Source organism: Streptomyces sp. NPDC055287, assembly GCF_053646035.1.
In genome coordinates, this window is sequence record NZ_JBSHNE010000065.1 from 1 (window position 1) to 21,577 (window position 21,577).

General features: G+C 67.7%; 15 protein-coding genes. 12 read left to right on the top strand and 3 right to left on the bottom strand.

The genetic code is table 11. The features are described 5' to 3' along the window. Window positions 1-600 precede the first annotated feature (600 nt). From ACWIHY_RS37650 to ACWIHY_RS37670, 5 genes are all read left to right on the top strand, one after another. Complete coding sequence (locus ACWIHY_RS37650) at window positions 601-930, top strand: hypothetical protein (RefSeq protein WP_454381113.1); 330 nt, start codon at window positions 601-603, stop codon at window positions 928-930. Window positions 931-1,352: 422 nt separating this feature from the next. Continuing rightward, the gene (locus tag ACWIHY_RS37655; RefSeq protein ID WP_454381115.1) at window positions 1,353-1,598 is read left to right on the top strand and encodes a hypothetical protein; all 246 of its coding nucleotides are present in this window, start codon (window positions 1,353-1,355) and stop codon (window positions 1,596-1,598) included. A gap of 43 nt (window positions 1,599-1,641) precedes the next feature. Beyond that, on the top strand, window positions 1,642-2,826 hold the full coding sequence (locus tag ACWIHY_RS37660) for a tyrosine-type recombinase/integrase (protein WP_454381116.1): 1,185 nt from the start codon (window positions 1,642-1,644) through the stop codon (window positions 2,824-2,826). Beyond that, window positions 2,823-5,357, top strand: coding sequence for a tyrosine-type recombinase/integrase (locus ACWIHY_RS37665; protein ID WP_454381118.1), 2,535 nt, complete (start codon window positions 2,823-2,825; stop codon window positions 5,355-5,357). Before ACWIHY_RS37660 ends, ACWIHY_RS37665 begins: the two co-directional genes overlap by 4 nt. After that, window positions 5,354-5,917 (top strand): DUF6262 family protein, encoded by a 564-nt coding sequence (locus tag ACWIHY_RS37670; RefSeq protein WP_454381119.1) that lies wholly within the window; start codon window positions 5,354-5,356, stop codon window positions 5,915-5,917. Before ACWIHY_RS37665 ends, ACWIHY_RS37670 begins: the two co-directional genes overlap by 4 nt. 46 nt (window positions 5,918-5,963) lie before the next feature. On the opposite strand, the gene ACWIHY_RS37675 is transcribed toward ACWIHY_RS37670, so the two are convergent. Continuing rightward, window positions 5,964-6,197, bottom strand: a complete 234-nt coding sequence (locus ACWIHY_RS37675; RefSeq protein ID WP_454381121.1) for a hypothetical protein — start codon at window positions 6,195-6,197, stop codon at window positions 5,964-5,966. Between the two features lie 263 nt (window positions 6,198-6,460). Here ACWIHY_RS37675 and ACWIHY_RS37680 point away from each other — a divergent pair, with 263 nt between their 5' ends. The 7 genes from ACWIHY_RS37680 (at window position 6,461) to ACWIHY_RS37710 (ending at window position 14,584) form a co-directional block, all read left to right on the top strand. Next, window positions 6,461-9,562, top strand: coding sequence for a hypothetical protein (locus ACWIHY_RS37680; protein ID WP_454381122.1), 3,102 nt, complete (start codon window positions 6,461-6,463; stop codon window positions 9,560-9,562). Between the two features lie 311 nt (window positions 9,563-9,873). Then, on the top strand, window positions 9,874-10,749 hold the full coding sequence (locus ACWIHY_RS37685; protein WP_454381124.1) for a hypothetical protein: 876 nt from the start codon (window positions 9,874-9,876) through the stop codon (window positions 10,747-10,749). Window positions 10,750-10,944: 195 nt separating this feature from the next. Next, window positions 10,945-12,162 (top strand): ISAs1 family transposase, encoded by a 1,218-nt coding sequence (locus tag ACWIHY_RS37690; protein ID WP_454381125.1) that lies wholly within the window; start codon window positions 10,945-10,947, stop codon window positions 12,160-12,162. Between the two features lie 221 nt (window positions 12,163-12,383). Next, window positions 12,384-12,932, top strand: coding sequence for a hypothetical protein (locus ACWIHY_RS37695; RefSeq protein ID WP_454381127.1), 549 nt, complete (start codon window positions 12,384-12,386; stop codon window positions 12,930-12,932). Between the two features lie 512 nt (window positions 12,933-13,444). Continuing rightward, the gene (locus ACWIHY_RS37700) at window positions 13,445-13,873 is read left to right on the top strand and encodes a hypothetical protein (RefSeq protein ID WP_454381128.1); all 429 of its coding nucleotides are present in this window, start codon (window positions 13,445-13,447) and stop codon (window positions 13,871-13,873) included. Between the two features lie 85 nt (window positions 13,874-13,958). Continuing rightward, window positions 13,959-14,222 carry a hypothetical protein gene (locus tag ACWIHY_RS37705; protein ID WP_176740975.1) on the top strand — a complete coding sequence of 88 codons (264 nt, stop codon included), beginning with the start codon at window positions 13,959-13,961 and terminating at the stop codon, window positions 14,220-14,222. Further along, a complete protein-coding gene (locus ACWIHY_RS37710) occupies window positions 14,219-14,584 on the top strand; it encodes a hypothetical protein (protein ID WP_454381130.1) in 366 nt (121 codons plus the stop codon). The genes ACWIHY_RS37705 and ACWIHY_RS37710 overlap by 4 nt, the downstream gene beginning before the upstream one ends. Window positions 14,585-15,061: 477 nt before the next feature. Here the strand turns inward: ACWIHY_RS37710 and ACWIHY_RS37715 are convergent, their stop codons facing one another. Both ACWIHY_RS37715 and ACWIHY_RS37720 read right to left on the bottom strand, forming a co-directional pair. Continuing rightward, window positions 15,062-19,660, bottom strand: a complete 4,599-nt coding sequence (locus ACWIHY_RS37715) for an AAA family ATPase (RefSeq protein ID WP_454381132.1) — start codon at window positions 19,658-19,660, stop codon at window positions 15,062-15,064. Next, window positions 19,657-20,541, bottom strand: a complete 885-nt coding sequence (locus ACWIHY_RS37720) for a hypothetical protein (protein WP_454381134.1) — start codon at window positions 20,539-20,541, stop codon at window positions 19,657-19,659. Before ACWIHY_RS37720 ends, ACWIHY_RS37715 begins: the two co-directional genes overlap by 4 nt. Window positions 20,542-21,577: the final 1,036 nt, after the last annotated feature.

Genomic DNA, 21,577 nt, shown 5'->3' on the forward strand with positions numbered 1-21,577 from the left:
ACACCCGCGCCGAGCCGAAGACCAACTTCGCCCCCGACTCACCAATCCGACAGTGGACGCAATACCCGGCCAAAGCAGCGTGACAAGCCACTAGCGCCCCGGCATAGTCCCGCCACCAGCCGCATCTGCGGCCCAGCCCGGGCTGCTCCCGACCTGGCAAGCCCTGCCGTAGACCGGCCCGGCAGCGCGCCGTCAGTGCGGGCTCCGGCCGGGGCGCACTGCGTGTCGGGCACGGTTGCGGGTCTTGCCTGGCCCCGGGCCACCGTGCTGATACCGGCCCGAGAGAGCGTGCGCGCCACGTCGCAGGCCGAAGTCCCCGGGTTGGCAACCGCCCACAGCACAGATCCGAGAGGCCCACGAGTATGCAGACGTTCTCCCTTATCAAGACCGCGCCGGCGGACCAGTCGCGCACCGGCAGCGTCCTACGGGCCGCACTCGACCGTCAGGGCATCGCACACCGCGTGTGCGGGAATGGCGTCGAGCGCGGCTACCTTGTAACCACTGCGCAGGGCGCCCCCCCGCGCCTACATCACCGCCCACAACTACGTCGGCCACACAGGCTACGACCTGCCCGAGGCTGGTCATATCGGCTTCACGGCCGTGGTGACCACCGACGCCGGAACGTCGATGGTGTGGGACGGTCCGGACGCCGGACTCTCGCCCGCCCCGGACGCGGAGAGCTGTGCCCGCTCGGTCGCCGCATACCTGGGCCTCTCGAGTTCCTTCTGTCCCTCCTGCGAGGACTACGGTGTGGTGGAAGTCTTCCACCCGTCCACGGATGCCCTGACCGGTCATCGCCCGTGTGAGGACGTTCTCTGCGTCAAACGGGGTGAGCGCAGTGCCGCGCACGCCGCCGCCACACGCGCGGCCCTGGAGGCCGAACAGGCCGCACACGAGTGCACCGGGGACCTGTGCTGTCCCCCGTTCTGACCGGCTGAACCCGCCCCTACCTGGCCACCGGCTCACTCGCCGCGTGACAACCCAGTTTCGTGATCCCCGCGGCATTCCCGTGGCCCCCGACACTCGCCGATGTTGGGGGCCACGGCCGTATGCGGCTGGGGCGGCCCGCGCCGCTCCCGCCCCACTCCCAGCGGCCGCCATGGGCTGTGCAGCCACCACCCGGACAGCCGCGCTGCCGCTCTGCTGCCGCATCAGGCAGGCCGAACGCCGCCTGACCGCGAAGCGCGCCCAGCGATGAAACGAGGCCAACGGCATTGCACGGCTAACCACGCGCGACCGCACTGTCTCTCCTGCCAGCCCAGCCGCCCGGCGGGCCCGCGCACCAGGCCCGGCCGCATCACTCGCCGCATGGCGGTCGGCTGGAGCCACCTCCCCCAACGGAGAGACACCACATGACTGTCACCGTTTCGCGCTGCGACGACGTCGACGAGGAGCTCGCGCTCTTCCCGGCACCTCCACCGGTCCAGTACCAGGACCCCGACCAGCACGTCATCCAGTTCAGCGGCGGAGTCGGCTCCGCCCTCGCCGCCCTCACCCTCGTCGAGCGAGTCGGACCCTCGGCCATGACCCTGCTGATCGCCAACACCCAGGTCGAAGACCCGGTTATCTATAGCTCTCACGGTCCGTCTGGCACATGAGTGCTGCCTGCTCTCACTGACGTACCAGAGAGGTATCTGATAGGTGGCTGTCACCTCTGTTACGTTCGCCCCCGTGAGTGTCTACAGAGCCGAGCGAGCCGAGTCGCCCACTGACGGCAAGCAGTTCTGGGTCGTCGTCTCCGACGCCTATGAGCTACACCCGGAGGGGTGCGCGTACATCGAGTCGTTGCGGGCGAACGATCGCTCGTGGAACACCGAGCGTCTGTATGCCGGCCGCGTCGCCCTGTACCTGAGCCGGTGCTCGGCCACCGGCACTGACTGGCGGTCGCCGAGCTTCTTGTGGATGTCGAGGTTCTTGCATTGGCTGGTGGAGGAGCCGCTGCCGCCGCGCGGCCGGAAGGCGGCCGCTGAGCCGCGCTATCGCGACAAGGCGACGGCCAATAAGGTACTGACCACGGTGGGCGAGTTCCTGCGGTTTGGGGTGCCCAACGGCTGGGTGGAGCTGGAGACGGCCGCGATGCTCTCTCAGCCGAAGTACCTGCAGTTCCTGCCGTCCGGCCACAGCGCCGGTGAGGATGGACAGCACCGGATCGTGCAGGCCAAAACCATCAAGTTCAAGGTCGCGGTGCCGGGCTATGAGTGGCTGACCGACGAGCAGTACACCCACCTGATCGACTGCACGACCCGGGCCCGTGACCGCTTCCTGGTCACGCTGCTTGGCATGACGGGAGTGCGGATCGGCGAGGCGCTCGGGCTGCATCGCGAGGACATGCACTTGCTGGCGAATTCTGCGACGCTGGGCTGCCGGATCGCCGGACCGCACGTTCACGTGCGCCGTAGGCGGAACAGCAACGGCGCGCTGGCAAAGGCCCGAAAGCCGCGCTCGATCCCCGTCGAGGACGATCTCACCGGGCTCTACGCCGACTACCTGCACGAGCGGTCGACAGTGGCAGAGGCGACGGCGTGCCAAATGGTTTTCGTCAACCTCTTTCGCTCCCCGCTGGGCCGGCCGATGACCTACCCGAACGCCAAGGACCTCTTCGACCGCCTGGCTAAGCGCGCCGGGTTCACCGCCCGGCCGCACATGCTGCGGCACACCGCGCTGACTCGATGGGCACGCAGCGGGGTGGAACGGGACGTGATCATGGACCTGGCCGGGCACGTCTCGCCGACGTCCGCCGATCCGTACGTGCACACAACCGAGGAGGACAAGCGCGCCGCAGTCACGAAGGTGGCCGCCCAGCGGCGGGCGGGGGTTTCACGGTGACCGGCGGCACGCTGGCGGCCGTCGCCGCCCTCCCGGTCAACGCGGGCGCCGAGGCAGAGCGGTTGGAACAGTGGCGGCTGTTCCTCGCCTCGAAGATCGACCCGGAGTGGAGAGAAGAGGAGTGGGACGCCGCGAATTGGCTGTTTACCGGCGATGTCTACAACCCCGCCACCATCGCCTACACCTGCCGCACCGCCAGCTGCGGTTGCGTGCTGAAGGTGCAGAACAGCCGTTGCAAGGAGTGCAGGATCGCGTTCGCCGCCAGCGCCTTGGACGCGGACGAATTCGATGCGACCTTCCAGCGCGGGCCTCGCCGGCGGCACTACGTCTATAACCCGCCGGACCAGTGCCGGGCCGGCGCCGAGGGGGACCGCTGTGAGCGCCCGGTCCAGATCCGCGGGACCTGCCGCATTCACTACAGCCTCTGGCAGAAGTTCCACATCTGCGAAGGACTGGAGAACTCCGACGCCAACCTGGCGGCATGGATGGTCACCGTCCCCGGCTACGACAGGCTGCCGAAGTGTTCGCTGGTCGGCTGCGAACGTGAGTCGCACACCGGTGCCGGACTGTGTGCCACCCACTACAACAGCTGGCGCCGCGAGCTGCGCAAACTTCCGTCTCCGGTCGGGGCGGCAGAGTGGGCGCGCAAGCAGCTGCCCTACTTGACCGCGGGGTCCTTCTCGCTGGCCCCGTTGGAAGATGCCGCGCGGATGGAGCTGCTGTTCGCCCTGCAGGCCCGTGACCGGCGAGGCGGCAAGATCTCCCCACACGTGATGCGGCAGGTGACCTCGAAGGTTATGGACCTGCCCAGCCTGGTGCTTGCACCGCGCGAGCGCACGGCAGTGGAGGCGTTCGGCGGAGCCGGGGACGTTCAGGCCTTCGTGCGGGAGGCAATGCGTGCGGTGCGGACGGCATTCGACGAGTTCAGCGGGGTCGACCCGACCGAGCGGACTGTGTGGGACCTGGTTGCACTCGGTATCGCCTCGGAGACCGGTGGGCCACCGCGGCGAAACGCCGGCACGGTGGACTTCACGCCCGTGGGCCAGCCTTGGCTGCGGACCGTGGTGATGGAATGGGCCCGCACCACCCGCCCCAACGGGTCGCAGCTGAACAAGCGGCTGCTGGCGACGACGGTGGCCTCCCGTGCTCTGTCGACCAGGTTGGGCGGCGGCATGGAGCCGCAGGAGGTGGCCTTCGCCGACATGACCGCGATCGCGGACGCCTTCCGCCAGCTGCCGAAGGCGAACGGCGATCCTTACACCAACAAGTACCGGGCGACGCTGCTGTCGGAGTTCTGCCAACTGCTCGAGTTCGGACGGCGGGCGGGTCTGATGGCTGCCGTCTCCGGCAGCTTCGCCCGCCATACCTCGCACCGCATCGAGGTCGAGGAGCCGAACGAGGACGAGATCGGCAAGGCCATTCCGGAGTCAGTGATCCGCCAACTCGACAAGCATCTGAAGGCATTGGGCGAGCACGTTCCGTTCGGAGAGATGAGCCGGGCGGACATCAAGAAGATGTTCAGCACGATCTACCGCCTGCTGCGTGACACCGGACGGCGGCCGAATGAGATCGCCTCGCTGAAGATGGACTGCCTGGAGAGGATCGACGGCGACTTCACTCTGGTCTGGAACAACTACAAGGCGAAGCGGATGAACCGGCGCCTGCCGATCGACACGGAGACAGCACGCGTGATCCAGGACTGGCAGCAGCACCGCCGCACAATGGCCGGGGCCGAGCACAGCCCGCTGTTCATGTTCCCTTCCGCCACGTCCGCCGACAGCCGCGAGCACATCCGGACCGGCGCGATCTCGAACGCGATCCGCGCCTGGGTGGACAGCATCGACCGGCTGGATGGCGAGTTGGCCGACACCGAGGGCAGGCCGCTGCCCTTCGACCGGCTGCTGGTCTACCCCTACGCCTTCCGCCACTCCTACGCCCAGCGGCACGCGGACGCCGGCACCCCTCTTGACGTGCTGAAAGACCTCATGGATCACAAGGACGCCAAGACGACCATGGGGTATTACAAGGTGACGCTGAAGCGGAAGCGCGAGGCGGTGAAGACGATGCGGATGCATGTGGTGGATCGCGCTGGCCGTCCCGCTCCGATGGCGTCCAACACCGCGTACGAGAGGCGTTCGGTGGCAGTCCCCTTCGGGGGCTGCATCGAGCCGAGCAACGTCAAGGCGGGCGGAAAGGCTTGCCCGCTCCGCTTTCAGTGCGCCGGCTGCGGCTTCTACCGCCCCGACCCGTCTTACCTCCCGGCGATCGAGGAGCACATCCGGGACGTGAAGGCGAACCGGGAGACATCGCAGGCGATCGACGCCGAGGAGTGGGTGGTGCGCAACCTCTCCGAGGAGGTGGCGGCGTTTAAGGAGGTCGCGGCGAAGATGAAGGCGAAGCTGGAGGAGCTCGCGCCCGAGGAGCGAGCCGAGATCGAGGAGGCAAGCAAAATTCTGCGCAAGGCCAGAGCAGCGAACGGCCGCACCGTGCTCCCCGTGACCGTCGTTCCTCCGCAGCGGGAGGGCGCGTGAGCAGCAAGCGCACCCCAGCCCAGGTGCTGGCCGAGTCGCGGCGGCGCGACAGCCGGGTCAAGCGCGAGCGGGTCTTGTCGGTGGCGGACGCAATCGACGCCCGCGGCGATGTGGTGACGTTCGCGGCCGTCGCCAAGGAGGCCAGGGTGTCGAACTGGCTCGTCTATGCCGAGGGGGTTCGTGAGCACATCGAAGCAGTCCGCGCTCGGCAGGCGGCCGCCGCTCGTCGTGCCTCGCCCCGAGGCGCCGGGGCGAGCACGGCCGGGCTACGGACGGACCTGGAACTGGCCCGCCAGGAGATCAGGGAGCTGCGCGCAGAGCGGGAGACGCTGAAAGGCGCACTCCGTCGCCAGCTCGGCCAACAGTTCGATCAGGTCGCCGCAGGCGACCTCGTGGCCAGGATCGATGAGCTGGCCGGACGCGTCCAGCACCTCGCCGCCGAACGTGACGACCTCAAGCGCGAGCGGGATGGCCTGGCGGCCCAGCTAGAGGAGACCGAAGAGGACTTGGCAGCCGCCCGCACCAGCCTGCGGGAGATGATGCGCCGGGAGAACACCTGACCGGCGCCTGCCCGGACGCAGAGTTCGTACGCGACTCCGAACGTGCTCACGCGGCGGTCTGGGTGGCGGCGACCGCCCGCAGCTGGTCAGCCAGTGCGGCTGGACCGAGCGTCATCAGCGCGCACACGACACTGATCCGGCGGCCTGTGGCCCAGATGCCGGCGGTGGGGGTTAGGAACGAGGTAACGGTGATCTCCTGGGCCGTGTTGCGGGCCTTGGACTCCAGCAGGATCGCTTCGGCGGGGACGCCGACAACTGCGGCAGCGCGTCGCCCAGGCACTGCGCTGAGCCTTGAAGCCGGCTGTCTTGCCTCATGATGTGAGTCCAGGAGATCTGTACCGTTTCGAGGGTTCCATGCTGGAGCGTCTCACTGCGTCAGGCATAACACTTGCGACTGCGCTGCTGCCTGGACCTGGCCAGGCGCTGGCCGATCTCGGACCGCGGTGATTGGCAGCGTAAGCGGAATGTCGCTCTTACGCGTGATCTACGGAGCCAAATGTAGTGCGATCGAATCGTAGCGGTAAGTGATGCATCGTGTTTACGATGCATCTGCAGAAGCTCCGTCTATCCGCCGCTCTCGTCATGCTCTTGATGCTGTTCATTGCTGCCCAGCAGGTGGACAGCGCACTGGGCCGAATCGAGGCACCAGGTCATCCTTCTGCGACTCTTGGGTCTCTGTTCAGATTCACTGCCTGGTCCGAGGGAGCCCGTGAGGAGCGGCGGACGGCATGGTGTGTTTGGACCGAGGCCAACCTCCCCGATATCAAGGAGATTGAGGGGCCCAGCGAACGGGTGACGACCTGCAAAGCCACCTTTCAAGGGACCTCAGCACACGAGTCCATCCACACGCATGCCGGAGGTGATCAGGCGCGGGCCCTTATGAGGGTGTATGTAATTCTCGACTTCATCCTGATTGCGCTGTACTTGTCCTTGTTCGTGTGGGCGGTGCGACGTCTCCGCAACAAGATCCCATCGAAATCGTCTGACTCTGAGGCTGACGACCCCGCTCACTTGGCGTTGAGGCGAGCAACCCACGGATGGTGGCTGGGCGGGCTGGTCTTCTTGATGGCGGTATCAGAAATCGTTGAAAACATCTGCCAGTTCTGGCTTTCTCTGAAACATCTAACACCCGATGATATTGACACTCTAAATAGCATTGCGGGCTGGGCTGGGCTGGTTAAGTGGTTGTCCATCGGCCTCGCGGTGCTACTGCTGGTGGTTCTTGTTGTCCGCACCAAGGCCCATCCCTGGTGGGGATGGCTGGCAGACGCCACATTGGTGCGCTTGCAGCTCGGAATGGCGGCTGTACTGCTGCTCCTGCTAACTGGAGTGGGCACCGATCAGACCCAGGATGCCTTGCTGGGCTTGCTGGACCGCTGGTCCACTGCAGTGTCGACGCCATTGGCAGTGCTCGTTTTCGCGCTGCTGCTCTGGCGCAGCGTGCATCGAACCGCTCTCACCTACGACAAACCCCGCCAAGCTGTACCCCAGGGGATCGTGCTGCTTGTGGCTGTGGTCTGCTTTTGCGTTGGCTTCTTCTTCTGGCGCCGACTGGTTGGGCTGGGGGTGCTGCTTGTCCTGGTACTCGTCCTGTCCGTGCTCGGAGGCGCGTCTCTCTGGCGCGGGCACGCAGAGGAAACCGGCTATAGCGAGGCTGAGTCGGCAGCTCGGGAGCGCGCCGAGGTGATCGGTAGGGATCGGCGGAGCCGGCTCGAAAAGAACGCGCGCCTCCTTGCGGCACTGCCTCTGCTTGTCCTTGGGGTGTTCGTCGTCCGGGCAGCAGTGGCGACGGTGGTCGTTGGCTCTGAGCTCAAGGCGGTGCTGCTCGTTGTACTCGGGGTGGTGGCGGCTCTATTCGGCACCGCGATGCCCGGAATTCTTCAGTGGGCGGAGCAGGAGATCAGTTGGGCCCAGTTGCCCGCGAGGGAGGACAAGAAGTCTGGACTCTATTTTGTGCTCACGGGGGTGTGTGCGCTTTTCGCGGTGGCATTCGTGCTTAATGCGACTGTCTGGAGGGAATTTAATACCCCTGCCCATGTAGGACCCCTTGCGGTCTTGACAGTCTTCCTCTGCCTTGCATTGGCGGTGATGAATGAACTGCAGCGTTGGTCGGAGTTGTCTGTTCCCGTCGCCGGGTTCCGTGTCCTCCATCTGAAGCGGACACCTGTCTTTACTATCCTGCTCTCCTGGCTTGTGCTTGCCTCGCTCGTTGACACGACAGGAAGCCACCCGGTAGCGCTCCGGAACGAGAATCCTTCCGATGCTCATGCGGCCGGGAAGAAGTCTAATAATTCAACGCAGCAGTCCAAACTAGTCAGCCTCTTTGAGGACTGGTTTGCGGCCAACTGCACGACGGAATCGCGTACAGGACCGCTTCCGCTCGTGATTGTCGCCGCCTCTGGCGGCGGCATCCGCGCAGCGTATTGGACTAGCGGCGTACTGGACCGCCTATTTCCACCAACACCTGTCAAGCTGGACAAGCATTCAGCATGTGAACCGACCGACGAGCGCGCTCCCGTCTTCGCGGTAAGCGGCATCTCGGGTGGCAGCCTCGGCGCGATCTCCTGGCTCTCCCGCCCGCAGCAAGAGGACTCCAATCACCACAAACGTGTCTTCGGCGCGGACCACCTCTCCCTGCCCTTGGCCTGGATGACCTTTGTGGACCTACCGCGTGCCTTCTTTGGATTCCCAGGCAAGGACCGGGCACGTGTCATGGAAGAGTCCTGGGAGACCAAGCAAGGAGACTTGCAGAAGCCCTTCTACGCCACCTGGCATCCGCCCGTCACACCTTGGGTCCCCCTCGCCCTGCTCAATGGCACGTCAGTCGAGAGTGGCTGCCGCGTTCTGACCGCACCTGTGCTGCTGGGGGGCTTCGACCGTCCTGTCGGGCCGACCTCTTGTACCCGCCGACCAGAGGATGTGCGTGCCAAGGACCTGCGCCCTGGCGAGACGAACGAAGGCGGCCCCACCCTCATCGACGTCGGCGGAGCATTCCTCTGCGGCGATCAAGAGATCCGGCGATCCACAGCGGCACTACTGTCGGCCCGCTTCCCCTACATCACTCCCTCCGGCCGGCTCACCGGCCAAAAGTGCGGCAACGACGCCTCCCTATCCGTGGTGGATGGAGGCTACGTGGATGCCACCGGGAGCCTGACGGCAATCGATCTCTACAACGAGCTGAAGGAGGTCGTGGATTGCGGCAATCAGGTGGTCAGGACTCAGAAGCCCGCACCCAAGCACTGCGGTTTCAGCGGGGGCTTCTCGCCTGACAGGGAAGTGGAAATGCTGCTACTGCAGATCGACAACGGATACAACAGCGTGGCCTCGACATCATCGCCCGGCCGCCCGCACGAAACTCTCGTGCCGATCACAAGCCTGCGTGGCGCAGGTGCCACCAGATCTGCGAACGCCCGCCAACGTGCCTTCAAGGCCTTCGGCTGCGAACACTACGTCCGCTTCGCCAATGTTCGCGGGCCCGGAACCCAAGCCCCGCTCGGCTGGACGATGTCGCAGAGCGCCCAGAGCAACCTGGACACACAGCTGGAAGAACAGACCTCGCTCACGCTGTTCGGTGTACTCAAAGCCACCGATCATAAGTGCGAGGAAATGCGTAAACAGTCTCAAAAAGGATCCACGGCCAACTGAGGAACAACACGTGGGACAGTGGCCAGGGCCAATTCCCGGAGACTTCGTGGTGGTGCCCAGCCTCGTCCGCGGCGGCGTGAGGCAGGGCGGAGCCGGCAGGCAACCCGGAACCTCCGACTGCGCTGCGCGGGTCCAGCCGTGGGCGAGCCACGACCTGCGCGACCGCGCGCCCCGGCGGACCGCTGGCCTGAAGCCACGTCGCCGGGGCTAGGCCGTGCCCAGAACGCGGCCGCATCCGCCAGGCGGCGGCATGACCACCATGACAAACTCAGTGGAGGTGCTTGTTAACCGGCTCAATAGGAGACTGCACCATGGCAAATGGCATCGCCATTCCGGAAGATATGGCCGCTCTCCCAAGATATGGAGCGTGGCGGCGGCGAAGGATGCAGCCCGCACTTATGCTCAAGATTGCACAAGCGCCCTGGGCTGACGCCGAGAACCTACCTGACTACAGGGGCTGGCTTAAGGTCGCCAAAAGACGAGACCCTAAAGGCTGGACTGACCGGGACCCTCGCTATTACATGACTCGACATTTGGTCGATGAGGTACTCTTCGCCGCAGGCGGACTTGAGCGTGAGCTCAACTCGCTCAAAGATTCTGTAAATTCCGCCCAAGCGTGCTCCGACTCCACTCCGGGGGAACGGCAGAATTCAGGAGCCGAGCAGCCCAAGCTCGTCCTCAACTCGGCACTCCATGCGACCTACGCGTTCATCAACGCTCTGACCTGGGGTCGCGCAGTTCGTGAGCGGGTGGAGCGAGCCGACCCGACCGAAAACAGAGTCGGCTTCATGCGCTCACTCCTTCAGCGAAAGGCCAAGCGGTCGAGTCCTGTTCGGGTGAATGCAGGCCTCCTCCCATCCTTGGCGGACGGTCAACTGAAGAGAACACTCCAGAAGTGCCTCCAGGAGCTCGACCCGTTCCTTCAGGAGTCGAGGCGAATGGCCAATTATGCGCTGCACGCTGGCGCCCCCTACGGGCCATCCACCCCAACCTTTGAGGTGCGCTCCGACCGGCAGGTGTTCCTACCGATTCCCGACAAGGGAACCAAACGCGTCGCCATTTGGGATGATTTCACATATCGCGATGGGCGAGATGCGGTGAGCTACATCCAGACACTCTTCGACGCGGTCGCAAGATTTGTTGACCGGATGCTTGACGCCTTCGACGCACTGCCCGAGCCGTTTTAAGCGCAGCCTCCCCGCGACCCCTCGCTTGGCTCCGCCCCCCAGGGGTCCGTCGTTCTCGCGGTTGGCCCGAGGTAGCCGGTATGGGTCTGATACCCCAACTCAGTCGTGATGGTGACGGTTCGGCAGGTAGACGCGCAGGCACGGTTTCCGGTGATCATGGAGTGTCGAGTTCGCTGACCACCACAACGGAAGACCGTGCCTGCTGCGTCATCATCGCCCATTCCCGCCGGGCTGGGCCAACTCGCCGGTTCCGATCCGGCCCGCTCCGATGAACTGCCCGACCTGCTGGACCGGATGCGCCGCCTGCCCGACCCGCGCCGCCTGAGGGGCCGGCGCCACCCGCTGTCGTACGTCCTGGCTCTGGCCGCCTGCGCCGTCCTGGCCGGAGCGAAGTCCCTCACCGCAATCACCGAGTGGGCTGCCGACGCCCCTGACCAGTTCCTCCTCCACTGCGGGGCCACGCTGCGCGATCCGGACCGGCCCTACCGGGCGCCCAGCGAGGCGACCGTGCGCCGGGTACTGCAGCGCATCGACGGCGACGCGCTCGACGCGGCGATCGGCGGCTGGCTCACCGCTCGTGCGGACGCCGCCCGCGCCGCCGTCCAGGACAAACCCCTGCCGTCCCGCCCGGTGCGGGCGGCGGTCGCGGTGGACGGCAAATCCCTGCGCGGCGCCATCCGCGCCGACGGCCGCTGCGTCCACCTGCTGTCCGCGCTGCGCGGCGACGGCATCGTGCTCGCCCAGCGCGAGGTCGACGCCAAGAGCAATGAGATCACCGCGTTCCGGCCGCTGCTGGACCCGCTGGACCTGACCGGCGCGGTGGTGACCTTCGATGCACTGCTGACCCAGACCGACCACGCGAGGTTCCTGGTCGAGGAGAAGGGCGCGCACTACATCGCCGTGCTCAAGGCCAACCACCCGACCCTGCACACGCTGGTGAAGGATCTTCCCTGGAAGGAGGTGCCGCTGATGGACCGCACCCGGGCCGCAGCCCACGGCCGCGACGAGATCCGTCGCCTGAAGGCCGTCACCGTGCCGTGGCTGCCGTTCCCGCACGCCGGCCAGGCGCTGCAGATCGTCCGCCGGCGGCGCACGGTGCGCACCGGGAAGGTGTCACTCGAACGCGTCTACGCGGTCACCAGCCTGACAGCTCACCAGGCGACAGCCGCTGACCTGGCGGAACGCGTACGCGGGCACTGGGCCATCGAGAATCGCGAACACCATGTCAGAGATGTGACGTTCGGAGAGGATGCCTCGCGGGTGCGGACCGGCAGCGCACCGCGGGCGATGTCCTCCCTGAGAAACCTGGCCATCGGCGCGCTCCGCCTGGCGGGGCGGGACAACATCGCCGAGGGCCTGCGCCATCACGGGCGGGACATGACCCGGCCGCCGGCAACCCTCGGACTCATGTGATCATTCCCGGCCGATCGCGAGAACGACGGAGCCCTGCTCCGCCCCCGCCATCACGTGGTCTCTTCATCACAAGACTCAGCGAGCTCTGCGCCCAGCATCGTGCCTTATGTGCCTCAGGACGCCACATGGACCTGATCAGCAGGAACGCTTGACAACCCTAGATAAACCCGGACCTGTGGAGGTTTGCAGACGATCTCTCGCGCCTCATCGAAGTGCCGCTGGTGATCGTCGAAGACGGCCGTGATCCCTGGCAGCTCTTCAACGACGTGGGCTTCCTGGGCAACAACCTGTTCGCACCATGCACCAAATACCTCAAGCAGATCCCCTGCAGGAACTGGATGACGGCACACGCGCCGCCGGAAACCTCCATCGCCTACGTCGGAATCGAGCCGACCAAGAAGGACCGGCCCCGAGCCCAGTCGATCACCCACAACTGGGCACCATGGCGCGTAGAGTTCCCTCTGCTCGACCGACCAGACCAGCTTAAAGAGACCCTGCTGGCTGAATTGCGGGCACACGGGCTCAAACCGCCGCGACTCTACGAAATGGGATTCCCCCACAACAACTGCGGCGGCTCCTGCATCCGAGCAGGGCAACGCCAATGGAAGCATCTCCTGGACGTCTTCCCCGAACGCTTCGCCAGAGCAGAACGTGAGGAAGAAGCGTTCCGATCCGACCGCCAGAAGAACGTGGCAATCCTCAAGCGCACACGCAACAAGGTCACACGCCCACTCACTCTCGCCGAGCTGCGCCGCGAACACGAGGGCTGAGAAGGCGCAGTCGACGATGACCGCCGCGTAGGTGGATGACGCATGGCATGCGGGCTTTGTGGCGGGCACACCGACCGCCACAAAGCCTCCTTCGCCGTTTCCGCCTGCCGCCCTTAAGAGAACATGCAGGGCATCGCCACGCCGTCCCGTTCCCTACGCCTTGCCTGACGATTCCTGGGCTGTGGAGCTGAGCGAGGCTGTGCCTGCGCCCGCGTGGCCTGAGGTCCCCGACGCAGCGACCCATCTGCCTGGAGCGGCCTTCCTGGTTGCTATCGTCCCGACGAGGACCCTGATCTGGAGCCGACCGTCCGCATCGATGTCGTCCTGTACGAGATCACGCACTGGGACATGGAACAGGTTGCTGACCAGGTGGAGCGCAGTCGCATCGCGTCGAGCAGAGTGAACCTGAAGCAGTGGAATGATCACCACGTGGCTGGTGACTGAGGCCGCGCTTCAAGTAGGACGTGCCCGAGGGCGGTACCCCGGTGATCTCCCGGGTTAGGCTCCCGCGCATGAACAGCGAGAACCCTCAAGCAGACCGGTTCATCGGCGAGTTCCAGGAGCTCAAGCACGGCCGGTCCGACGGCCCTTCGCTCCGTGCTGTCATGCGCGATCACGCAGGCCCGGACGAGCTCCGCCTCGTGGAGTATCTGCGCTCGGGCTCGACCCTCGCCGCCACTGGGGCTAGCGTTCACGACGTTCTGAGTCCCGGCCGCGAGCTGATCGACGGACTGCATCTACTGACCGACGGGCGATGGTTCTGGTACTCAGACCTCGCCCACTATGTCGAGCTGTACCACGTCGCCGTGGACGAACGGTTCGTTCAGCATGCACAAGACCAGAACTGGGCTGCACCCCCGCTGACCACCGCTGAACTCATCAAGATCGGAGAGACCCTGTTCGACGACGGCAGCACCTGCCCCGGCGCCTCGAGATCCTGACGGCGCACCATTCCCCGGCCCGGCGGTGTGGCCGGTCAGTCCGTTCGCTAGCGGCTGATACCAGCAGCTAGCTATGGTGGTGGGCATGGGAAAGCAGACGAACATCCGACTGGACGACGCTGTCAAGGCAGCCGCCGAGGAGCGGGCCAAGCGCCGCGGTCTGAGCTTGCAGGGGTACGTGGCCGATTTGATCGAGGCCGACGTGAACCAGTCACGCGCCGCCTTCATGGCCGGCGCCGCGGCGTTCCTGGCCGCGTATACGGACGGGTTCGAGGCGGAGGTCGGTGAGGACCGCTACCCCGGTCTCCCGGAGGGACTGGCCGCGACCGCGCCGAGGAACGCTGCGTGAACCTGCGAATCGACCTGGCCTGGATCTTGGCAGTGGCACAGCAGATCCCGGGAGACCCGCAGGTCGTCGACTACGGCGTGCCGGTTGCAGCAGAAGCACGTCATCGGGCGGAGGTCCTCGACCGTGAGGTCTATCCCGAGCCCCATCACAAGGCCGCTGCGTTGCTGTGCGAGCTGGCGAGGAACCCCAGCCTGGAGGCCAGGAACCTGCTGTTCCCGGCCACGGTGACCGCGGCCTACCTGTCGGCGTGCGGCCTCCCGGTGAGCCCCGGTCTGGACACCGTTCTCCCCTTGGCCCGCGCGGCCCGGGACGGGCTCCCCGTGCGGGAGGTCGCCGCTCAGATCAAGACCTGGACGAGCTGATCCACTGGCCACGGACACCCGCCAGCTGCGGCGCGGCGTAGCCCTGCCGGTCACAAACAACCACGAGGCTTCCCGCAGAAGGGCCGGCACCGGGCGGACGCGGCCCCACGGCCTGATCCCCCCCCGGACCGGGTGGTCACCGGCTGGTGGCAGACCCGGACGATGCCTGGCAGCCGGTGCGCTGGGGCACCGGCTCGTAGTGACGTGGGAGCTGGAGATCCAGGCCACCAGCCCCCAGGACGCCGCCCAGCGGGCCTACGACCAAACAGCCCGCCGCGAGAGGGCCCACAGCCGCGCTCCCGACCGCGTCCAGAACTCCTGGTCCGACGCTTCCAACCCGCTCATCGCATTCCTGCCGCTCGGACCCCGGACGCCGGCTCGATCTGGCCGGACGCCCCGAGCCAGTGATCCTGCCACCGCAGCGGACATCGCATCCCAGCCGAAATGCCGGCGGTGCGGCCACGGCCGCGGAGTCGCTCAGCGGCGGACGGTGAGGGCTGCCAGGCCCGCTGGTCCGCCGAAGGCGATCGCCGGGTCGGTGGTGTCCGGCATGCCGCCGTCGGGCAGGGCGCAGAGGGAAGTGAGGGGCGTGCCGGTGACCACCCGCATGAGCTCTTCCCCGGTCCACGGGTTCCAGAGGCGCACGGTGGTGTCGCTCGAGCCCGCGGTGGCGAGGAGCGGCTGCGGCGAGGTGGGGGTGGGCGGCAGAAGGCCGATGGCGGAGACCGGGCCGTGGTGCCCCTCGAGTACGGGGTACGCCTCCGTCCGAGGAGCGTCCGGGGACCAGAGCCGGACGCAGCCGTCGCTGCCGCCGGTGACCAGCAGGGAACTGCCGTCCTCCGCGGGGCAGACGGCGAGCGAAGGGACGGGGCCCGTGCGGCCGGGCAGGCGCAGGTGCGACGGCGCACCGACGCGGCTGAACCCCACGGTACGGCCGCTGGAGAAGGCCACGAGCGGGCCCGTCTCGGTCGGCAGAGCCACGAGGGCGCGCACGGCCGCGTCCTCGCGGACGGGCTCCCAGCGTTGCTCGCCGCTGGCGAGGTCGTGGAAGCAGATGCTTCCCGCGCTCGTGCCGCTGACCAGGACGACGTCGTCGGCACCGGGGAGGGAGAGCGTGGCGAGAGAGCGCACGCTCGCCGCCTGCCAGCTCTGATCCACCGGAGGGGACGACCAGCCGCGCTGCTCGTCCCAGCGGCCGATCAGGCCGTTCTTCAGGCCGATGACGACGGACGCCGACCCGTCCGGCCAGACGTGGGTGGCCAGGGCGGTCAACGCGTCGCAGTCCCATTCGGCGGGCCACGTCAGCTGCTGGGGACGCAGCCGCGTACGCCGCAGCTGCCCCCTCGCCGCCGACCGGATGCTGACGGCACCTGAACGGGCGGGCGTCAGCAGGCTGGGGCCGTCGTCCGATCCGGGGAGCACGGCGAGGAGCGAGCCGTCTCCTGACGCCTCCAGATCGAGTTCCAGCTCCGACGTGCGCCCGGCGGGGTTCCAGATCCGGACCGTCCGGTCCAACGATGCGGACACCACGAAGGGCATCCGCCGTCCCGTATCGACCGCGACCACGGCCTTGACCCTTCCCGTGTGGTCGGGCGGGGATGTGTACACCTCTTCCCCTGTGGCCGGATCCCAGAGGCTCACGGGCCCCCCGTCAGCGCCGCCGAGTGCCAGCAGTGTTCCGAAATCCGGATGGGGGTAGGGCCCGAGGGAGGCCGCCGACCGCGGGATGCGCGCTGCCTTGTTCTCCTCGCCGGTGAGCGCGTCGTAGGTGCGCACGCTGCGCGTCGTGCTCGAAGCCGCGGTGAGCCGGGGCCGGTCCTGCTGGTCGAAGTACAGGGCGAGCGCGACCACTCCCCTGCCCTGCCCGTGCACCAGGGTGACGACGTCGAGCGATTCGGCGTCGAAGACCTCCAACGTGCTGTTCTTGCCGCCCGCGGCGAGCAGCGTCCTACCCGAGGGAAGCCGCAACGTCGCCAACGCCTTGACCGAGGGGCCCATCACGCCCTCGAGGGGCCTGAGGGGCAGGTCCGGTGTCTCCTCGTCGAAGGGATCACGGGTGATCAGTCCCGCGTCGGTTCCGACGGCCAGCCGGACCCGTCCGGTCCTGGTCCTGAAGGCGGCGAGGGCGAACACGGCTCCTGTCACCGGGAGCCGGGTCGCATCGCCGCTCTGCGGGTCGTAGATCCAGACGCCGTGGGCGGTGCCCACCGCGAGCAAGGGACTCTCCGCGGGGGCGGTCAGCACGGCCAGGGCGCGTACGTTCGGGGCCGGCCGGAAGGGCAGGCCGAACTCCGTTCCCGTGCGCGGGTCCCACACGCGCACCTCACCACCCTGGTCGCCCGCCGCGACGAGCGGGCTGCCGTCCGGAAGAGTGAAGGACACCAGCGAGGCGAGGGGGGTCGACGTACGTGCAAAGAGGTTGTCGGGCACCCGCAGTTGGTTCCACTGCGGTGTGACGCCGGAGCGGTAGCCGGGTAGGGGCCGTGTCGCGACCATGTTCCCGGCGGCACCACGCCCGACAGCCGTGCCCAGGAGGGACAGGCGGAGGCTGTCGGCCCGGGCCGCCGCTCCTGCATCGCCCAGGAACGCTTCGATACGGGCCCACGCGGCGAGGTGCGCGGCACTGGTGTGGAAGTCGGCGGGGAGTCCGAGGGCTGCCCGGACCGTGCCGCTCGTCTCCCATGGCAGGAACCGCCAGGGGACGTGCAGGTCGTCGATCAGTCCGGCGGCGGCGACGTGCGCGATGAGGTGGCGTCGCAGGTACGGGTGTGGGGGCTGGTCCGGCGCCGGGGGGAGCAGCTCTCCGAAAGCCCATGCGAGTTGCGCGTGCGTGGCGGTGATCGAGATCTCGGGGAAACGCTCCGTCGTGTCCGGGAGACCGAGCAGGAACTGTGGTGAGTACCGGAGGGTTTCGCTGATCCGTTCGTGGATCGGCCGGTACACGGTCCGCTCGTCCTCGACCGCGGTGGTCAGGTAGCCGTTGAGACGGCTGGCCATCACCTGGCGGATGACCGCGTCCGGGTCGGCCACGGGGGTCGGGCACAGCTCCCGGACCGCGGCGGGCCAGATGTCGGCCCAGGGCAGTCCCGCCCCCTGCCCGAAGGCGGACGTCCGCAACACGGCCATCAGGTGTTCGGCCGGGGTTTCGTGCCAGCGGGCCACTTCACCGAGGTCCTCGCGGAGGAGCGCCTCGGTCCCCTCGCGCAGGGTCCGGCGCCACGGAGGGTCGTCGGGGCTCGGCAGGACACGCATCGAGCGAAGTCGCTCGGCGGCGATCCGGGCGTCCAGGAAGGACGGGGACACCTCTTCGGCGACCGCTGCGGCCAGCGAGTGGTGCTGGTGCCGGAGCTGGGCGGGGTCCAGCCCCGGGAGCTCCGGCCGCCCTTCCTCGGCGCCGCCCTGGCCTTCGTGCGGGGCCCGGAGCAGCGCGCGGATGTACGCGGCGATGTCGCCCCTGGTCGCCTCGACGTCGTCCGTGCGGATCGGGTTCCCGGAGTGAGTGGCCCGGATGAGGAGCCCGAGCAGGTCGGTGGAAGGGGCCGTGGGGGTCGAGGTGGAGGGGCGCCGCGCTTCGCCCTCGGCGGCCGTCGTGTACTCCCTGGGGCTGCGGACGCCCAGAAGCAGCCGGACCGCGGGGCATCCGCCCGTATCCATGCGCAGTTGGGTGAGGGGGCGGAGCAGGTCGGTGATGACGCGCGTCGGGTTCCTGGCCTCGTCGATGCCGTCGACCACGAGGGTCAGGGGCCGTTCCCGCAGCAGGGCGAGCTTCCCTACGAGCTTGCACAGGGCCACCACTGGACCCTCGTCCAGGGGCTTCGCCGGCCCTCTGGATGCCGTCCGGGTGCGTGCCGTACGCGCCGTGCCGAAGACGCTCGGGGAGCCGCCGAGCGCCTCGTACAGGGTCTGGGCGAGTTCGTCCGGATCGGAGTTGCGGGCGAGGACGGCCGCGTCCACCGACCCCACCGGGACGTTGAGTTCCTCGGGGATGTCGGCGATGAGCGGACCGTAGTGCGGGTCCGCGCGGAAACGGGCGTCGCTGAGGGTCACCATGCGGGCCAGGAGGGCGGACTTCCCCGAGCCGGCCTCGCCGGTGATGACGAGTACGTTCTCGGTGCCGACCAGGAACGCGAGCACCCGCTTGACCAGTTCGGTGCGCCCGGTGAAGTACCAGCCGGGGCCGCCGGCTCCCGGCCGACCGGCGGCGCGCGAGATCCAGTACGTGTCCAGCTCGGTCCGGGTCCACCCGACCTGGCTGAGGGAGGCACCGAGTACGGGTTCGACGGCCGCGTAGCCGGGGTTCGGAAGGCAGGGGCTCGGCTGTTGGTGCGCCCTCTGGACCGTGGCGGATGGGGTCGGCCAGATCTCGTGGACGTCGGCCATGGTCTTCGCGTCGAACACCGCGCCGACGATGCCCTTCCAGTCCTGCCAGCTGAGGTGGGACCCGGCGTAGCCGTTGGCCCGGTCCGCGCAGTGCTCGTGGGCGGCCCGGAGCAGGTTGGTGAACTGGCCGAGCCGGGGCCTGCTCTCGTCGTTCCCGGCCGCGAGTACGACGAGCGAGCCGAGCGAGCCGCGCCCCTCTCGGAGCGCCTTCAGGTTGGCCTTGAGCTCGGTTTCGAGCCGGCCGGAGAAACAGGAGTCGACCATCACCAGGACGTGCGTGGCCCGGGAGTCCAGCACGGTCGCAATCAGTTCGGCGGTCGGGAAGGCGGTGCTGAGCGGCCGGTCCTCGTAGGAGTCGGGCAAGCGCAGGAAGTGCTGCGGGGAGTTGGCGGGGGCCAGACCGTGGCCGGTGACGTAGACGACGAGGGCTTCGTCGTCGTCCACCTCGGCGAGTTCCTCGTCCAGGAGGAACTCGCGCAGGTCCCTCAGGTCACGGAGCTGCTTGGGCCGGGCGGGGGCGAAGCGGCGCCCGTCGTCGAGGCCGGGATCGGCCCACCAGCCCTCCACGACGGTCACCTGCGCCGAGACGCCCGTGCTGAACTCCTGCTGCTGTGCCGGGGTCCCGTCGTCGTACTCGGTGACGGCCATGACGAGGAGGCGACGGGCGTACGTGCCGGGGACCGGGTCGCGCGTCATGGCCGACCGCCCGCCACTGCGCGGGCCACCGGCTCGCTGCGGAGGTAGCGCACGGCGCTGTGGGGGTCGCCCACGCCGTTGCGGACCGCGGCATCGACCAGCCCGGGCGCCACCCGGCACAGCCCCGCGCCGCCGGTGACCACGTCGTCCGGGTCGTAGACGTTGATCCACCGGACGTGGTCGGGCAGGCGCAGGTGGTCGCCGTCCTCGATCTTCATGAGCCGCCGCACCGAGGGGATACCCAGCGGGGAACCACAGGTGATGAGGGTGTGGACGGCGGGCCCGGGGCCGTCTCCGGGTGTCCGACCCGCGGCGTCGTCCTCGTGGCGGAACAGGTCGTAGGCGATGACGCTGCCGAGCGAATGGCCGATGACCACGGAGGTGGTCGGGGTGACGTGGTCCCGGACGAGTGCTCGGACCTTGACGGCCAGGTCCGGCTCCGTCAGATAGGAGCGGACTTCCCGCATCCGCTGGACGAAGAACCGCCCGCCGCCGCCGGGGAAGCGGTGGTCATAGGCCATCAACAGTCGGGTGATCCTGGGCGGCCAGAGCTTCGGCGGGCCCAGTACGGCCAGCGGCTGTTCCTCGGCGTAGGCCAGGTCCTGCGGCCCGACGAGGTCACCGAGGGCCTCCGCTACGAACTGTTCCTCCGCCGGTGTCATCGACGCGCCGTAGGGGTCGTCCTGCGGCCCCAACCGGTCCGTGCCCTTGGCGAGCAGGGAAGTCCAGTGCGGCGTGCGGAGCGTGGGCGGGCGGTCGGGCCGGTCCGTGAACTCCTTGATGCCGCGCCCGAGCGCCTTCCCCCAGTCCCGGGTCAACTGCTGCCCCGAGGTCCTGGACTGCCCGATCCCGTGCACCCCGACGATCTCCGCTGCCCGCATCCGTTCCCCACTCCGCCCAGCCCGTTCCGTGCCGGCATCCGTCGGCCGTTACCGGTGACCGTCGACCATCGGCACACGGTCCGGGTTTCCGGGTCGTCGGCCGGATCATGATTGTGCTGTATCCGGACAGGACTTGTCGCTCGATCGGCCGGACTCCCGAAAGACCCTCGCCGAGAGCGTGGCCGAGTCAGCAGGGTGCTCGACGGCGTTGAGCACCCTGCGCTCTGCCCGCGCCGCGGCCGCAAGTTGCGGGTGGTCGCTCCAGACGTTCGCTCGGCCTATGGCGCGTTCATCCAGCCCGGAGAGATGGGCGCTGTAGAAAGCGCGGCCAGCTGCGGTGGCCTCGTAGAACTGGCAGCCATCGGCTCGACACCCACCCGCGGGGATCGGGGCGATCGACGTCGTCGCGGGGATCACCCCGCAGGCCGCTGCCGAACTCGGCCTCGCCGACGGCACCGATGCTGGAGCTTCACCCCTCGACGAACTACACGGTTCACGTCTACGCCAGGGGCCGGGAGGACTCCCGAGCCCGGGACGAAGCCGCGATGGCCCGTCAGGAATGGGACAACAGGGAGGCGTTCGAGGACTACGTGTCATCTCGGCCGCGGATGGCCGAACTGACGCCGCGCGCGAAGTTGCCAGCGCTGTCGTGGCGGTTCTTTAGTGGGTGTTTGATGTTGATTCGCGCCGACCGTTTCAACATACTTTGCCTAGTTTTATTGCCAACGCGCATGGCTTGAGATACCCGGAAGATCGCTACCAATAGGGATCTTCCACCCCACTGCTAAACCAGACGGAATTCGAGCGGCATGTGCGAACTGAGCGGGCGGTCCGGTCAGCACCTCGGAGCATGCGAATGCGCCCCTACAGGATGAAGCGCCACGAAAGCGGCCGACCTCAAAGGTGACACATCCCTACCAGGCATCCCTAAACGCTCACTTAGAGGGCGTTTATGCAGGTCTAGCCCTATATGAAGCCCTCGTCCCTGCCCTGCTCTGAGGCTTTCATCCTGTAGGCGGGGAATGGCTTTCTCCGG

Bases quoted from the DNA above. Each gene is read 5' to 3' on its own strand.
- ACWIHY_RS37655 (WP_454381115.1), top strand. From the start codon at position 1,353: ATGACTGTCACCGTTTCGCGCTGCGACGACGTCGACGAGGAGCTCGCG.
- ACWIHY_RS37680 (WP_454381122.1), top strand. From the start codon at position 6,461: ATGCATCTGCAGAAGCTCCGTCTATCCGCCGCTCTCGTCATGCTCTTG.
- ACWIHY_RS37685 (WP_454381124.1), top strand. From the start codon at position 9,874: ATGGCAAATGGCATCGCCATTCCGGAAGATATGGCCGCTCTCCCAAGA.
- ACWIHY_RS37700 (WP_454381128.1), top strand. From the start codon at position 13,445: ATGAACAGCGAGAACCCTCAAGCAGACCGGTTCATCGGCGAGTTCCAG.
- ACWIHY_RS37705 (WP_176740975.1), top strand. From the start codon at position 13,959: ATGGGAAAGCAGACGAACATCCGACTGGACGACGCTGTCAAGGCAGCC.
- ACWIHY_RS37715 (WP_454381132.1), bottom strand. From the start codon at position 19,660: ATGACGCGCGACCCGGTCCCCGGCACGTACGCCCGTCGCCTCCTCGTC.
- ACWIHY_RS37720 (WP_454381134.1), bottom strand. From the start codon at position 20,541: ATGCGGGCAGCGGAGATCGTCGGGGTGCACGGGATCGGGCAGTCCAGG.